At 71.8% G+C, this 15433-nt stretch carries 14 protein-coding genes; 8 read left to right on the top strand and 6 right to left on the bottom strand.

Annotated features, from left to right (window positions below):
• Positions 1-11: 11 nt before the first annotated feature.
• Positions 12-668, bottom strand: a complete 657-nt coding sequence (locus AB0D48_RS20740; RefSeq protein ID WP_362398638.1) for a pirin family protein — start codon at positions 666-668, stop codon at positions 12-14.
• A 143-nt stretch (positions 669-811) separates the two neighbouring features.
• On the opposite strand from AB0D48_RS20740, the gene fasR reads away from it, so the two are divergent.
• From fasR to fabF, 5 genes are all read left to right on the top strand, one after another.
• On the top strand, positions 812-1978 hold the full coding sequence (gene fasR / locus AB0D48_RS20735; protein ID WP_362398931.1) for a fatty acid biosynthesis transcriptional regulator FasR: 1167 nt from the start codon (positions 812-814) through the stop codon (positions 1976-1978).
• Positions 1979-2067: 89 nt separating this feature from the next.
• The gene (locus AB0D48_RS20730; RefSeq protein ID WP_362398636.1) at positions 2068-3000 is read left to right on the top strand and encodes an ACP S-malonyltransferase; all 933 of its coding nucleotides are present in this window, start codon (positions 2068-2070) and stop codon (positions 2998-3000) included.
• Positions 3001-3019: 19 nt separating this feature from the next.
• Positions 3020-4024, top strand: coding sequence for a ketoacyl-ACP synthase III (locus AB0D48_RS20725; protein WP_362398634.1), 1005 nt, complete (start codon positions 3020-3022; stop codon positions 4022-4024).
• Positions 4025-4080: 56 nt separating this feature from the next.
• Positions 4081-4329, top strand: coding sequence for an acyl carrier protein (locus tag AB0D48_RS20720; RefSeq protein ID WP_362398632.1), 249 nt, complete (start codon positions 4081-4083; stop codon positions 4327-4329).
• A 79-nt stretch (positions 4330-4408) separates the two neighbouring features.
• Positions 4409-5674 carry a beta-ketoacyl-ACP synthase II gene (gene fabF, locus AB0D48_RS20715; RefSeq protein ID WP_362398629.1) on the top strand — a complete coding sequence of 422 codons (1266 nt, stop codon included), beginning with the start codon at positions 4409-4411 and terminating at the stop codon, positions 5672-5674.
• Positions 5675-5749: 75 nt separating this feature from the next.
• On the opposite strand, the gene AB0D48_RS20710 is transcribed toward fabF, so the two are convergent.
• Positions 5750-6244: a DUF3145 domain-containing protein gene (locus AB0D48_RS20710; RefSeq protein WP_030160508.1), complete on the bottom strand. Its 495-nt coding sequence runs from the start codon at positions 6242-6244 to the stop codon at positions 5750-5752.
• A 248-nt stretch (positions 6245-6492) separates the two neighbouring features.
• Between AB0D48_RS20710 and AB0D48_RS20705 the strand changes: the two genes are divergently transcribed.
• Entirely contained in the window at positions 6493-7389 is an 897-nt protein-coding gene (locus tag AB0D48_RS20705) for an SGNH/GDSL hydrolase family protein (RefSeq protein ID WP_362398625.1), read from the top strand.
• 101 nt (positions 7390-7490) lie between these two features.
• Here AB0D48_RS20705 and AB0D48_RS20700 read toward each other — a convergent pair whose 3' ends face one another.
• The gene (locus AB0D48_RS20700; RefSeq protein WP_362398622.1) at positions 7491-9992 is read right to left on the bottom strand and encodes a glycoside hydrolase family 3 C-terminal domain-containing protein; all 2502 of its coding nucleotides are present in this window, start codon (positions 9990-9992) and stop codon (positions 7491-7493) included.
• 104 nt (positions 9993-10096) lie between these two features.
• Between AB0D48_RS20700 and AB0D48_RS20695 the strand changes: the two genes are divergently transcribed.
• Positions 10097-10675 carry a TetR/AcrR family transcriptional regulator gene (locus AB0D48_RS20695; protein WP_362398619.1) on the top strand — a complete coding sequence of 193 codons (579 nt, stop codon included), beginning with the start codon at positions 10097-10099 and terminating at the stop codon, positions 10673-10675.
• 92 nt (positions 10676-10767) lie between these two features.
• Positions 10768-11496, top strand: a complete 729-nt coding sequence (locus AB0D48_RS20690) for a carbon-nitrogen hydrolase family protein (RefSeq protein WP_362398617.1) — start codon at positions 10768-10770, stop codon at positions 11494-11496.
• Between the two features lie 12 nt (positions 11497-11508).
• Here AB0D48_RS20690 and AB0D48_RS20685 read toward each other — a convergent pair whose 3' ends face one another.
• The 3 genes from AB0D48_RS20685 to AB0D48_RS20675 all read right to left on the bottom strand — a co-directional run.
• Positions 11509-13095 carry a DUF2142 domain-containing protein gene (locus tag AB0D48_RS20685; protein ID WP_362398614.1) on the bottom strand — a complete coding sequence of 529 codons (1587 nt, stop codon included), beginning with the start codon at positions 13093-13095 and terminating at the stop codon, positions 11509-11511.
• A gap of 13 nt (positions 13096-13108) precedes the next feature.
• A complete protein-coding gene (locus tag AB0D48_RS20680) occupies positions 13109-14767 on the bottom strand; it encodes a hypothetical protein (RefSeq protein ID WP_362398613.1) in 1659 nt (552 codons plus the stop codon).
• A 228-nt stretch (positions 14768-14995) separates the two neighbouring features.
• Positions 14996-15433, bottom strand: a 438-nt coding sequence (locus AB0D48_RS20675; protein WP_362398610.1) for an IS5 family transposase, incomplete at its 5' end; no start/stop codon positions are given.

Genomic DNA, 15433 nt, shown 5'->3' with positions numbered 1-15433 from the left:
GGGCGCCGGACCTAGGCAGGAAGTTCCCAGATGAGCAGCTCGCCCGGGGACCCGGCGACGATCTCCAGGTCGCGCTCGCCGGTGATCCGGACCGAGTCCCCGGGGCCGAGTTCCTCGCCGTCCAGGCGCAGGTCTCCGCGCACGACGTGCAGGTACACCCGCTCCGCCGCCGGTACGGGCACCCGCTCGCCCGCGCCCGGCCGCCGCACGTACAGCACGGCGCCGGCCGCGGGGACCGCGTAGGGCGCGTCCTCGGCGATGCCGCGGATCACCTCGTACGAGGGCTCGCCGCCCGCGGTGAGCGGCGCGAGCCACATCTGCACGAAGCGCAGCCGCTCGGTGCCGTCGTTGCGCTCCACGTGCCGCGCCCCGGATCCGGCGCTGAGCCGCTGTATGTCGCCGGGCCGGACGAGGCTCTTCTCGCCGGTGCTGTCCTGGTGGGTCAGCTCGCCCTCGACCACCCAGGTGACGATCTCGGTGTGGCTGTGCGGGTGCTCGTCGAAGCCGGCGCCCGGGGCGAGGGTCTCCTCGTTGCAGGCCAGGACCGGGCCGAAGCGCAGGTTGTCCGGGTCGTAGAAGGACCCGAAGGAGAAGGCGTGCCGGGTCGTGATCCCGGTGACCGGGTCCCCGCCCTCGTACCGGTCGGCGCCGCGGCGTACATCAATCATGGGGGCCACCGTAGACCCAGCCGTGGCACGGGGCGTGGCCCGGACACGGGACCGGACTCCGCACGGCCTTCCCGATAAGGCAGTCTTGTCCCGTGCCCCAACCCGAACGTGAGCATTCCCCCGCGACACACGCCGCGCATCCCGTGCCCGCCCATCCGCACACCGCGACGCTGCGCCGACTGGAGAAGTCCTCCGGCCGGCTCGCCGCCAACGCCATCGCGCGGATGGACGAGACCCTGCCGTGGTACCGGGCGATGCCCCCGGAGAACCGGTCCTGGATCGGCCTGGTCGCACAGGCCGGCATCGCCGCGTTCACGGAGTGGTTCCGGCACCCGGAGACCCCGCAGGCGATCTCCACCGACGTGTTCGGTACGGCTCCGCGCGAGCTGACCCGGGCGATCACCCTGCGCCAGACCGTCGAGATGGTCCGCACCACGATCGAGGTCATGGAGGCCGCGATCGACGAGGTGGCGGCCCCGGGTGACGAACAGATCCTGCGCGAGGCGCTGCTGGTGTACGCCCGGGAGATCGCCTTCGCGACGGCCCAGGTGTACGCGCAGGCCGCCGAGGCCCGCGGGGCGTGGGACGCGCGGCTGGAGTCGCTGGTCGTCAACGCGGTGCTGTCCGGCGAGGCCGACGAGGGCGCGCTGTCGCGGGCGGCGGCGCTGGGCTGGAACTCCCCGGAGCACGTGTGCGTGGTGCTGGGCACCGCGCCGGAAGGGGACAGCGAGCTGACGGTCGAGGCGATCCGGCGCGCGGCCCGCCACCACAAACTCCAGGTCCTCACCGGTGTGCTCGGGGACCGTCTGGTGGTCATCGCGGGCGGCAGCGACAACCCGATGCAGGTCGCGAAGTCCCTGATCGGACCGTTCGCGGCCGGCCCGGTGGTGGCCGGCCCGGTGGTGCCCGACCTGCTGAACGCGACGAAGTCGGCGCAGGCCGCGGCGGCCGGGCTGAAGGCGTGCACGGCGTGGCAGGACGCGCCGCGCCCGGTCCTGGCGGACGATCTCCTGCCGGAGCGGGCGATCGCCTCGGATCCCGCTGCAAGGGAGCAGTTGGTGGAGGAGATCTACAGACCGCTTGAAGAAGCGGGCTCAGCTTTGCTCGAGACGCTGAGCGTGTATCTGGAGCAGGCGAGCAGCCTCGAAGGGGCTGCCCGGATGCTGTTCGTGCACCCCAACACGGTGCGCTACCGGCTGCGACGTGTGACCGACGTCACCGGCTGGTCACCTTCTGATGTCCGTTCAGCGTTCACGCTGCGGATCGCCCTGATTCTCGGGCGTCTGGCCGACGGCGATCCTCAGTCCTAGACTTTTGTCGGACATCAACAATTACCCCGACGGTTCTTGGTCCCTGTCCCCACGGGCGGCAGGGACCATCCACAAGAGAGAGTGTGAGGGTGCTCGTACTCGTCGCTCCCGGCCAAGGCGCTCAGACGCCCGGCTTCCTGACTCCCTGGCTCGACCTTCCCGGTGCCGCTGACCGCGTCGCCGCCTGGTCGGACGCCATCGGGCTCGACCTTGCCCACTACGGCACGAAGGCCGACGCGGACGAGATCCGCGACACGGCCGTGGCCCAGCCGCTGCTGGTCGCCGCCGGTCTGCTGTCCGCCGAGGCCCTGGCCACGTCCCATGGGCACGGCCGTTCGACCTTCGGTGCCGTTGCGGGCCACAGCGTCGGTGAGATCACCGCCGCCGCTTACGCCGGTGTCCTGACCGACGCCGACGCGCTGTCCTTCGTCCGTACGCGGGGTCTGGGCATGGCCGAGGCCGCCGCTGTCACCGAGACCGGCATGGCCGCGGTCCTCGGCGGCGACCGTGACGTGGTCGTCGCACACCTGGAGAAGCTGGGTCTGACCCCCGCCAACATCAACGGCGCGGGGCAGATCGTGGCCGCCGGCACCATGGAGCAGATCGCTGCCCTGGAGGCCGACAAGCCCGAAGGCTCCATGAAGGTCGTCGCCCTCAAGGTCGCGGGCGCCTTCCACACGCACCACATGGTCCCCGCCGTCGACAAGCTGGCGGAGGCCGCGCAGGCCCTCTCCCCGGCGGACCCGGCGCTGAAGTACGTCTCGAACAAGGACGGCCTCGTCGTCACCACGGGCGCCGACGTCGTCGCCCGTCTGGTCGGCCAGGTCGCGAACCCGGTCCGCTGGGACCTGTGCATGGAGACGTTCTCGGAGCTCGGTGTCACGGGGATCATCGAGCTGTGCCCCGGCGGCACCCTGACGGGTCTGGCCAAGCGCGCACTGAAGGGCGTGCCGAGCGTGGCCCTGAAGACCCCGGACGATCTCGACAAGGCCGCGGCGCTCGTCGCCGAGCAGACGGCCTGAGAGAAGGAGCCCACACAGCATGTCCAAGATCAAGCCGGCCAAGGGCTCCCCGTACGCCCGCATCCTCGGTGTCGGCGGCTACCGCCCGACCCGTGTGGTGCCCAACGAGGTCATCCTCGAGACGATCGACTCGTCCGACGAGTGGATCCGCTCCCGTTCGGGCATCGCGACGCGGCACTGGGCCTCGCCCCAGGAGACCGTCGCCGCGATGTCGGTGGAGGCCTCGGGGAAGGCGCTGGCCGACGCCGGTGTCTCCCCCGAGCAGATCGGTGCCGTGATCGTCTCGACGGTCTCGCACTTCAAGCAGACGCCGGCCGTCGCGACCGAGATCGCGCACCGGATCGGCGCGGTCAAGCCCGCCGCCTTCGACATCTCCGCGGGCTGTGCCGGTTTCGGCTACGGCCTGACCCTGGCCAAGGGCATGGTGGTGGAGGGTTCGGCGCAGTACGTACTCGTCATCGGCGTGGAGCGGCTCTCGGACCTCACCGATCTGGAGGACCGCGCGACGGCCTTCCTGTTCGGTGACGGCGCCGGTGCCGTGGTCGTCGGCCCCTCGGACGAGCCGGCCATCGGCCCCACGGTGTGGGGTTCGGAGGGCGACAAGTCCGAGACCATCAAGCAGACCGTGCCGTGGGACGAGTACCGCAGCAAGGACAGCGCCGAGAAGTTCCCGGCCATCACGCAGGAGGGTCAGGCGGTCTTCCGCTGGGCCGTCTTCGAGATGGCCAAGGTGGCCCAGCAGGCGCTCGACGCCGCCGGAATCACCGCCGACGACCTGGACGTCTTCATTCCGCACCAGGCAAACATGCGGATCATCGACTCGATGGTGAAGACTCTGAAGCTGCCGGACCACGTCACGGTCGCCCGTGACGTGGAGACTACCGGCAACACCTCGGCCGCCTCGATCCCGCTCGCTATGGAGCGGCTCCTGGCGACCGGAGCGGCGAAGAGCGGCGACACCGCGCTCGTCATCGGCTTCGGGGCGGGACTCGTCTACGCCGCGACGGTCGTTACCCTCCCCTAGGGCCCGGGTTTCACTGCCCGGCCCGAATCACCAGTTAGCTATAGAAGGAGCGCCACATGGCCGCCACGCAGGAAGAGATCGTCGAGGGTCTCGCGGAGATCGTCAACGAGATCGCCGGTATCCCGACCGAGGACGTTCAGATCGAGAAGTCCTTCACCGACGACCTGGACGTCGACTCCCTCTCCATGGTCGAGGTCGTCGTCGCCGCCGAAGAGCGCTTCGACGTCAAGATCCCGGACGAGGACGTCAAGAACCTCAAGACGGTCGGCGACGCCGCCAGCTACATCCTGAAGCACCAGGCCTGAGCCTGACGAGCGTTTGTCGCCACCTGGCGGTGGCGCCGTGACAATTCAGCACCCCCTGAGACGTGGAGAAAGAATTCCTGTGAGCCCGACCAATCGCACCGTGGTCGTCACCGGTATCGGCGCAACCACTCCGCTGGGTGGCGACAGCGCTTCGACCTGGGAAGGTCTGCTCGCCGGCCGTTCCGGCGTAAAGCCCCTGGAGGGCGAGCGGTTCGCCGAACTCCCGGTCCGTATCGCCGCACCGGCCGCCGTGGACCCGAGCGAGGTCCTGCCCCGGCCGCTGGCCCGCAAGCTCGACCGCTCGGCGCAGTTCGCCCTCATCGCGGCCCGCGAGGCGTGGGCCGACGCCGGCTACACCGCCCCCGCGGGCGAGGACGCCGCCATCGCGCCCGAGCGCCTCGGCACCGTCATCGCCTCCGGCATCGGCGGCGTGACGACCCTGCTCGACCAGTACGACGTGCTGAAGGAGAAGGGTGTGCGCCGGGTCTCCCCGCACACCGTCCCGATGCTCATGCCGAACGGCCCGTCGGCCAACGTGGGCCTGGAGGTCAACGCCCAGGCGGGCGTGCACACTCCGGTCAGCGCCTGCGCCTCCGGCGCCGAGGCCATCGGCTACGCCGTCGAGATGATCCGCAGCGGCCGTGCCGACGTGGTCGTCGCCGGCGGCACCGAGGCGGCGATCCATCCGCTGCCGATCGCCGCGTTCGCCAACATGATGGCGATGTCCAAGAACAACGAGAACCCCGAGCTGGCTTCCCGCCCTTACGACAAGGGCCGTGACGGCTTCGTCCTGGGCGAGGGCGCGGGCGTCGTCGTCCTGGAGTCCGCCGAGCACGCCGCCGCGCGCGGTGCCCGGGTGTACTGCGAAGTGCTGGGCCAGGGCCTGTCCGCGGACAGCCACCACATCGCGCAGCCGGAGCCGACCGGCCGCGGTGTCGCGGCCGCGGTGCAGAACCTGCTCGACAACACGGGTCTCGACCCCGCCGAGCTGGTCCACCTGAACGCGCACGCCACGTCCACCCCGCAGGGTGACACGGCCGAGCTGAAGGCCCTGCGCAAGGTGCTGGGCGACGACCTCGACCACATCGCGATCTCCGCGACCAAGTCGATGACCGGACACCTGCTGGGCGGCGCGGGCGGTATCGAGACCGTCGCGACCGTGCTGGCGCTGCACAACCGGCTGGCCCCGCCGACGATCAACCTCGACGACATCGACGACGACATCGACGCGGACATCGTGCGCGGCGAGCCGCGCAAGCTGCCGGCCGACGGCCCGATCTCCGCGATCAACAACTCGTTCGGTTTCGGCGGACACAACGTGACGCTCGCGTTCCGTACCGTCTGACCCACACGTACGAAGGGCCCCGTCGGCATCTGCCGGGCGGGGCCCTTCTCGTGTACGGGGCCGGGTGGTACGGGCTCAGACCACCTGGTGGAGCCAGCGGACCGGGGCGCCCTCGCCCGCGTAGCGGAAGGGCTCCAGTTCGTCGTCCCAGGGTTTGCCGAGCAGTTTGGCGATCTCCGCCTCCAGGTCGGTCTCGCCGCGTGCGGACCGGGCGAGGGCGGCGCGCAGCCGGTCCTCCGGGATGAGGATGTCGCCGTGCATGCCCGTCACGGCGTGGAAGATGCCGAGCTCCGGGGTGGAGCTGTAGCGCTCCCCCTCGGCGGTCGGGCAGGGTTCCGCGGTCACCTCGAAGCGCAGCAGGTGCCAGCCGCGCAGCGCTGAGGCGAGTTTCGAGGCGGTGCCCGCTTCGGCCTGCCAGGAGAACTCGGCTCTCCAGGTGCCCGGCGAGGCGGGCTGCCTGATCCAGTCGAGGTTCACCCGCACCCCGAGCACGCCCGCCACAGCCCATTCCACGTGCGGGCAGAGCGCGCGCGGTGCGGAATGCACGTACAGAACTCCACGTGTCGTCACCGGGACCTCCAGTGTGGGACGAGGTCGGGAATAAACTCCAGAAAACGGACAGTATGTGACGTGATGCAATGTAACGGAAATTATTTGACATTGCGCTACGGGACCTGCGGCCGAAACGCCACGGGAAAAAGCTACCGTGCGTCAGAGGTCATGGTGTGACGTACGGTCGCTCCGAGGCCGGTAAACACAGAGCTTTCACTCAGCAGGACCCCCCGAACGATGCGGGGCGTCGAGGAGGAGACCATCCCATGCGCACCACCGCTCCGCGCCGCCGCGCGCGCCGGACACTCGCGGGCGCGGGAGCGGCGGCCGTCCTGCTGGCCGGAGCGGTGACGGGGTGCGGGCCGGGCGGCTCGGGCGACGACGGCGTGCGCGGGGCGCAGGCCGCGCCGCGCTGGAACACGGCGCCCGCGTCGATCGCGGCGGTGGGCGACTCCATCACCCGTGGATTCGACGCCTGTTCGGTCCTCGCCGACTGCCCGGAGGTCTCGTGGGTCACGGGCAACGACCCCGAAGTCCACTCGCTGGCCGCGCGGCTGCTCGGCGAGGCGGGGGTGCCCGTCCGCAGCTGGAACCACGCGGTGACGGGCTCGCGGATGGCGGACCTGCCGGGGCAGCTGGCGGAGGCGGCCGGGCACAAGCCCGACCTGGTCACGGTCATGGTGGGCTCGAACGACGCCTGTCGGCCCACGGCTTCGTCGATGACGCCGGTGGCGGAGTTCCGGGCCGGTTTCGAGCGGGCCCTCGCGGGGCTGCGGGCCGCGTCCCCCACCACCCAGGTGTACGTCTCCAGCGTGCCGGACCTCCAGCGATTGTGGGAGCAGGGCAAGGACGACCCGATGGTGCGGAAGATCTGGAGCCTGGGCATCTGCCAGTCGATGCTCGCCGATCCGCTGTCGGCGGCCTCGGGGTCGACGGCCCGGCGCGAGCAGGTGCGGGCGCGGGTGGTCGAGTACAACGAAGTGCTCCGCGAGGTCTGCGCGAAGGACGCGCTGTGCCGTTACGACGGCGGCGCGGTCTTCCAGTACCCCTTCGGGGCGGACCAGTTGAGCCGCTGGGACTGGTTCCATCCGGGCAAGGAGGGGCAGGCGCGGCTGGCGGAACTGGCGCACCGCCAGGTGACGGCGGCCGAGCCGCCGCGTTGACGCCGGTGGGCAGGGGGCGGGGGTCAGGACCCGCCCCCTGCCCGGTCTTTTTATGGGGCCCGGCGGGGGTGCTTTCCGGCCATTCCTGTTGTTACGCCGCGTTACGGGGTGTCGAGCGTGGCGGTCAGCCGCGTGTCGCCGTGCGAGTGGCTCGCGCGGACCTCGTAGCTGCCGCCGATCCGCTGCCAGCCGCGGGTGCTCTCGTCCCAGATCTCGAAGGCCCGGGCGGGCAGTTCGATCTCGGTCTCGACGCTCTCGCCGGGGCCCGCCTCGACGCCCGCGAAGGCCGCCAGCCAGCTCGCCGGACGCTCCACCGGGTCTTCGACCGGGGCCAGGTATATCTGGACGACCTCGCGGCCGGGCCGGGGGCCGGTGTTGGTGACGCGCACCCGGGCCGTGGTGGCGGTGACCTCCAGTGACTCGTACGCCCAGTCGGTGTAGCCGAGGCCGTGCCCGAAGGGGAAGGCGGGGACCACGGACCTGGCCTCGTACGCCCGGTAGCCGATGCAGAGCCCCTCGTGGTACTCCAGGCGCCCCTCGGTGGGGACGACTTCGGTAACGGGCGCGTCGGCGAACCGGGCCGGCCAGGTCGTGGGCAGCCGCCCGCCCGGCTCCGCGTCCCCGAGGAGTACGTCGGCCAGCGCGGCCCCGCCCTCCTGCCCGGGGAACCAGGTCAGCAGCACGGCGGCCACCTCCTCGCGCCACGGGAGCTCGACCGGGGAGCCGGCGTTGACGACCACCACGGTGTTCGGGTTGGCGGCGGCGACGGCGCGGACCAGGTCGTCCTGACGGCCCGGCAGGGTGAGGTCGCGGCGGTCGAAGCCCTCGGACTCCACGCGCTCGGTGGTGGCGACGACCACGACGGCGGTGTCTGCGGCGCGGGCGGCCGCCACCGCCTCGGCGATCAGTTCCTCCGGGTCGCGCCGCGGGCCGAGGTGGAGCAGCGAGAACATGATCGCCTTGAGCGGCAGCGCGGTCACGTCGGGGACCTGGTAGGTCAGTGACACCTCCACCGGCTCCCCCTCGGTGAGGGTGAGCCGGGCACGCTCGCTGGGGGCGCCGAAGAAGGCCTCGAAGGGGTCGGCCTCGTTGCCCATCTCCTGGACGCCGCCCCACAGGGTCTCCCCGCCGACGGCAAGGGTGAAGGCGCCGAGCCCCCGGGTGCCGAAGGCGTGCTCGCCGCTCTCGCGCGGCAGGAACGTCCCGGTGACCTCGATGGTCGCCATCGTCTCGTACGTGGCGCCCGCGGGCAGGTCCTCGCCGATCCACTGGACCTGGCCGGAGGGGAGGCTGCCCTCGCCGAGGACGGCGCCGGAGGCGTCGCGGCAGACGGCGCGGAGCTCGAAGCCCTTGTCGGCGGGGGCGAGTTCGTCGGAGGGGTCGGCGCCGACGGCGAAGGTCAGGGTCCCGTCCGCAAGCGCGGCGGTGAGGCCGTCGAGCGGGGAGACGACCCGCTCGGGGAAGACGGTGGCGGAGCCGCCGCCGAGGACGCGGGCATCGCGGGCGGCGGCGCCGATCAGGGCGACGGTGCGGCCGGCGGCGGCGTCGAGCGGCAGGGTCCCGTTCTCGTTGCGGACGAGGACGAAGCCGCGGGCGGCGAGTTCACGGGCCAGTGCCTGGCCGTCGACCGGGGCCGGAGCCTCGGTGACGACTGCGGGGGCGCCCTCCAGGAGGCCGACGCGGGCGGCGAGGCGCAGCACGTTGCGCACGGCCGTGTCGACGGCGGATTCGGGGACCTCGCCGGCGCGGACGGCCTCGGCGAGGGCGGGTCCGTAGACGGTCTGCGGGCCGGGCATGGCCACGTCCAGGCCGCCTTCGATATCGCCGGTGGTGGAGCGGGCGGCCATCCAGTCGGAGACGTTGTATCCGTCGAAGCCCCATTCGCCGCGCAGGACTTCGTTCACCAGGTAGCGGTGCTCGGTCATCGTGGTGCCGTTGACCTGGTTGTAGGCGGTCATGATGCCCCAGGGGTGGGCATTGGCGACGACGGCCTCGAAGGGGGCCAGGTACAGCTCGCGCAGCGGGCGCGGCTCGATGACGCTGTCGACGGTGAACCGCTCGGTCTCGGCGTCGTTGCCGACGAAGTGCTTGACGGTGGTGCCGACCCCGCCGTCCTGGACGCCGTTCACGTAGCCGGTGCCGATGGCGCCGGTGAGGTAGGGGTCCTCGGAGTAGCACTCGAAGTGGCGGCCGCCGAGCGGGGAACGGTGCAGGTTGACGGTGGGCGCGAGGAGGACGTGGACGCCCTTGCGGCGGGCCTCCTGGGCGAGGAGCCGGCCGGCGCGGCGGGCGAGCGCGGGGTCCCAGGCGGCGGCGAGCGCGGTCGGTGAGGGCAGGGCGATGGACGGGTCGTCGGCGGTCCAGCGCACGCCGCGCACCCCGATGGGGCCGTCGGACATGACCAGGGACTGGAGCCCGATCTCGGGGAGGGCGGGCAGGGACCACATGTCCTGGCCGGCCAGCAGGCGGGCCTTGGTGTCGAGATCCAGCTTGCCCAGCGACGCCTCGACGGCGTTTTCGCGGGCCTGATCGGCATCGGTCACGGCCGTGCCTCCTCGGTGAGTGCGGTGGGTGCGGTGCGTGCTGCGTGCGGGTGCCCCCATCGTGGACCCGCTACCTGTAGAGCGGTAGGGCTTGTAATCTTTTCGTGATATCCAGATGCCGTACGGTCCTGCTGGCGGGTCGGAACGAGAAGGGTGCCGGGGCAATGGCCAGAGCGAAGAGCGAGGAGCGGCGCGGGGAGATCGTCCGCGCGGCCGTCGAGGTGATCGCGGAGCGCGGTTACCGGGGCGCGTCCCTGGGCTCGGTCGCCGAGCGCGTGGGCCTGACCCAGCAGGGGCTGCTGCACTACTTCCCGACCAAGGAGGCGCTGCTGGTCGCGGTGCTGGAGGAGCGCGACCGCTGGGACACGGGCGGCGGCTCGCGGGCCTCTGCGGGCGCCTGGCGACTGGACCTGCTGGCCTCGCTGGTGGAGTACAACGCGATGCGCCCCGGCATCGTGCAGACCTTCTCGGCGCTGCTGGGCGAGAGCGTCACCGACGGGCACCCGGCCCGGGAGTTCTTCACCGAGCGCTACGCCCAGGTCCGCGGCGAGATGGCGGCGGTGCTGCGTGCCGAGTTCGGCGACCGGCTCCCCTCGGGCCTCACCCCCGAACAGGCGGCCCCGCTGCTGACGGCGGTCATGGACGGCCTCCAGTACCAGTGGCTCCTCGCCCCCGGATCGGTGGACATGCCGGCTGCGTTCCGGTCCTTCCTGACCCTGCTGCGGGGGCCCGCAGCGGAGTGATCGCCCGAGGGAAGCCGGCCGGGAGCACGTCCCGCGCAGCCGCACTCGGGGGAGATGCCGGAAGGCCGCCGGCGGACTGGCATCCTGAGCCCATGAAGATCGCCGCAGCGCAGATGACCTGTGTACCCGCCGACGTGCGGGCCAACGCCACGGCGGCCGCCGTGCTCGCCGGCCGGGCGCGTGAGGAGGGGGCCGAACTGGTGGTGTTCCCCGAGTTCACGCTGACCGGGTACGAGTTGGCGGCGCTGGCCACCGACCCCGGGCTCTGGACGGACGCCGACGATCCCCGGCTGGACCCGGTGCGTTCCGCCGGCATCGCCACGGCGATCAATGTCGCGCTTCCGGCCGGCGGCGGCCGTCCCGCCATCGCGACGCTGGTCCACGACGCGGACGGCGCGCACGTGACCACGTACGCCAAGCAGCACCTCTACCGGCACGAGCAGGACGTCTTCCGGCCCGGCGGGCAGGACGGGCGTTTCGAACTCGGCGGCATCCGCTTCTCGTTGGGCGTCTGCTACGACAACCACTTCCCCGGGCCGGCCGGCCGGGGCGCGGCCGACGGCTGCCAGGTCCACCTCGCGAGCTCCCTCTACGGGACGGGCGACGGGGTCCACGAGCGCGCCACCGTCCACCCGGGGATCGCGAAGGAGCACGGCCTGTACGTCGTCCTCGCCAACCACGTCGGCCCGGCGGGCCCGTGGACCGGCTGCGGCGGGGCGGCCGTATGGGCCCCGGGCGGCGCGCTGCTGGCCGAGGCGGACGACCGTACGCCGTCCGTGGTGACCGCCGACGTCGGCGCGGCCGGGGTGGCCGGGGTCTGACGGCCCCCGCCGTCAGGCGGGCTCCGGCACCCTCGAGTGGCGCCCGGGACGCGGGGCGTCCCGGTCCGGGGGCTGCGGCGCGGCGGGCTTCCGGTCCGACAGCAGGGCAGGCACCACGAGCAGCAGGGCCGCCACCGTGTACACGCCGACCCACACGACCCAGCCGCCGGGCGGGGCCCAATGGGCATGGGTCGGCACCCACGAGCCCGAGGTCCCGACCGCGAAGCGGCGCAGCGTCCAGTAGAACGAAGCCACGTCGGCCAGCGCGAGGCCGACGGCGGCGAACCCGACCAGCCTGCGCCAGGGGAAGCCCCGCTCGGGTGCCCGGTCCGCACAGATCAACACGGCCATGAGCGGCAGGCCGACGGCGAAGGGCAGCAGGTAGCGGCCCTGCCACACCATGCCGACCCGCTCCGCCTCCGAGGCCTGGGCGACCACCGGCACCATCACGATGGCCGCCAGCATGCCGAGCACCGCGACCGACTCCCGCGCGCGGCCGTAGGCCAGCGCCAGTGCCGCGAGCGTCGCCAGCACACCCAGCCAGACCAGCCAGGTGAAGGCGGGGGCCGGCGTGTCCAGCCAGCCGAAGTACCCGAGCATCTGCTTGACGTAGGTGTAGGAGTTGCCGAGCGTCTTCTTCGCAGCCGTGGCGGCGGTGAGGCTGTCCGGCGTGTTGATCAACGAGTTGTCCGGGTGCTTCGACGCCCAGAGCATCGCACCTGCCGTCGCGATGCCCAGCAGCGCCGTCCAAGCCCACAGGGCCTTGCGGCGCAGCACCTGCCCCAGCACTCCGCGCCGCTGTGCCAGCAGCAGGCAGAAGACCACGGCTCCGGCGAACCAGATCAGTCCGAGCGGCCGGATGTTGATGAGCACCAGACCGCCGACGCCCAGCCTGGCCAGCCGGCGGTTCAGCAGCCGGGGGTCGGGGGACAGCACGATCGACAGCAGGGCCGTCCACACCAGGATCCCGGCGGCGATCTCGCCGCCGCTGGGGTTGACCATGCCGCCCATGTACAGCGTCATCGGCGTGGCCGCGGCCAGCACGCCCAGCACGGCCAGCGAGCGCCGCCGCCACTCGGCGGCCGTGACCAGCGCGCTGGCCAGCAGGGCGGAGCAGAGCAGCGCCGACGCGAAGCGCATGAGGTACAGCCCCTTGGGGCCGTCGACCAGCAGGCTCGGCCAGCCGGTCGCCAGGTAATAGGCCGGGTGGTAGCGGCCGGCCGCGGTGGTGACCTGCACGGTCTTCCCGGAGTTCCCGAGCGAGGGCGCGCAGGACGCGGGCTTCTTCTCGTGCCACGCGTAGCACTCGTGCATCTTGGGGAGGTTCCGGTACCACTCCGGGAGTTGCACCCCGGTCTCGGCGAACTGCCCCTCGATGCCCGCCACCACGTGCGGAACCATCACCTCGGGTCCGCTGATCTGGCCCCTGGCGGCGGCCGCCGCGCGGATGAAGTGCGCGTGCTCATCGGGAGAGCTCGCGAGCGGGCTGGCGGCGGACCAGGAGCCCGCGAGCGTGAAGAACAGCGCGAAGGCGACCAGCCACAGCCGCTTCGGAGTCCTGGCCGACCGGTCGGCCAGCCGCGTCAGTGCGGAGATCATCGGTTTCCTCGAGTCATCGGATGAAGCTCAGCCAGCTCTGGTCGCCGTCCTTGGAGCAGGTACCGCCCGGGGCGAACTTCGGGCAGCTCCCGTCCTTCTCCGTGATGGTGTGCGACACCCAGGGCAGGATCCGGTAGGTGCCTTCCTTGGCCGGCATGTAGCGGTCGGCCATCGAGGAGGAGACGGTGCCGAGGACCAGCAGCAGGGCGCACAGGGCGCCGATCACCGCCCCCTCGCGGCCGGGGAAGCCGGCACGGGGCGTGCCGTCGGCGCCGGCCTCGCGGCGCGCGGCGGCCATCCGCTGCGAGACCAGATGGGCGACCAGCGCGCACAGCAGCAGCCCGCAGTAGAGCAGCTGGTTGTTGGTCCGCGTGTACAGCTGGACGGTCTGTGTCTCGTACATGTGCGAGGCGATGTACATCCGCATCACCCACGCGCTGATGAACATGGCCGCGATGGTGACCACCATGGGCCTGCGGATGCCCAGCCAGATCGCGGCACCGAGGCAGACGAAGGTGACCAGGGCGAAGAGCCCGACCCCGCCGTACTCGCCGGGCGGCGGCCAGTCGCCCACCTTGCCGGGCATGTCGGTGCGCCACATCAGGTAGTAGGCCGGGTCGGTGAAGTTGTCGAAGCGGAAGTTGTAGTCCTTGGTGGTCTGCCCCTCGGTCAGCATCACCATCAGGTAGCGCCCGGCGACCACGAGGAAGGACGCCAGGGTGGCGCCCAGGAAGGCCGCGCCCTTGAGGCGGCCGGACCGCCACGGGAAGTACAGCAGCGCGGCGAACAGCACTCCCGCCGCGCTCCACAGGAACCAGCCCGAGTAGGTGAGGAAGAGCAGGCCGAGCAGTACGCCGAAGCCGGCCCCCTTGAGCAGCAGCGGCCGCCAGCCGTCGGTCCCGCTGCGGCGCAGCGACACCACCATCGCCACGAGTACGGGAACCAGCAGGACGAGGACCGTCTGGCTGTACGGCTTGTACGCGTCGATGAGCGCGAAGGCCGGCGCCACGCCGAAGGCGAGCGCGCGGACCGGGCTCAGCAGCATGCGCCAGCAGAGGTAGACCAGCGGCCCGAAGGCGGCGGCGCCGAGGATCTGGAGGTCCTTGAAGGCGTACGCGGTGTTGCCGCCGCGGAACCACTCGGCGTAGTGGCCGAGGGTGTAGAGGGGCGCCGGCGGGTAGACCGGCGAGCCCGAGGGCCGGCCGTTGGCCACCGCGTGGGCCCACTCGACGATGCGGCCGCTGTCACCGTTGAGGCCGAACATCGGCCACGGCGTGCCGTGGAGGGCGACCACCGCGCCGGCCGCGACGAAGCCGCTGGCCAGACCCGCGATGGCGGCGGCGGCGATCCGGGCGGCGAGGTCGAAGTGGTGGCCCCGGCGCAGCCGCATCGCGAGCGCGACGGCGGCGATGAACAGCAGGCCGACCAGGGCGAACCGCAACTGGATCGCGGCGAGGCCGCTGACCTGGGCGATCCTGTCGAGCGGGTTGAGCTTGAAGCCGCGGGCCAGCACCGGCAGGACGAGCGCCGCGGCGAAGGCGACGACGGCTTCGAGGAGCAGGAGGGTGCCGCGGGAGCGCAGCGAGCCGGGGACCGCCGGTATCGGGCGGGCGGGCGCGGCCGGTCCGCCCGAGGGCAGCCCGGTCACCGGGCCCGCGGTACTGACTGTCACTGCTGTGTCCCTACTGCTGGTCGGTCCTCGGCCCGACGGCCGGTCGGTGCTGGGCAAGCCGCTGCCCGACTCCGGGCCCCCGCGCCGAAGCTCCGGGCCGGGGCGGACTCAAGGGCAGTGAGAGACAGCCTTGGCACTTGCTGCCATGCATACTACGGGCCCTCTCTGGGAATAGAGGGGCCCGGGGAAGTGACCGCCCCGGGCCGGACCAGCCACTAGGCAGTGTCTTCAAAGGGGCTTTAGCCAGAGGAACAGGGATGCGATGGTGACGGCTGCCTGGTAGGACTCGCGGGTTTTGTCGTAGCGAGTGGCGATCGCGCGGAACTGTTTCAGACGGTTGAAGCAGCGTTCGACGACGTTGCGCTTCTTGTAGAGGAGTTTGTCGAAGGTGCACGGTCTGCCTCCGGCACCGCCTCGGCGGATTCGGTTGGCGCGCTGGTCGCGGCGTTCGGGGATGGTGTGGCCGATCCCGCGTTTACGCAGGTAGGCACGTATCTTGCGGGAGCTGTAGCCCTTGTCTCCCAGGACATGGTCGGGGCGGGTCCGAGGTCGACCGCGCCCGGCCCGGCCGACCTTGATGGTGTCCATGACCTCCTCGAAGTGGGTGCAGTCGGCGGCGTTGCCGCCGGTGAGGACGAAGCCGAGCGGTCGGCCGCGACCGTCGCA

This window comes from Streptomyces sp. NPDC048269, assembly GCF_040652395.1.
Lineage (GTDB): Bacteria > Actinomycetota > Actinomycetes > Streptomycetales > Streptomycetaceae > Streptomyces.
This window is presented reverse-complemented; position numbering and strand designations above follow the sequence as displayed.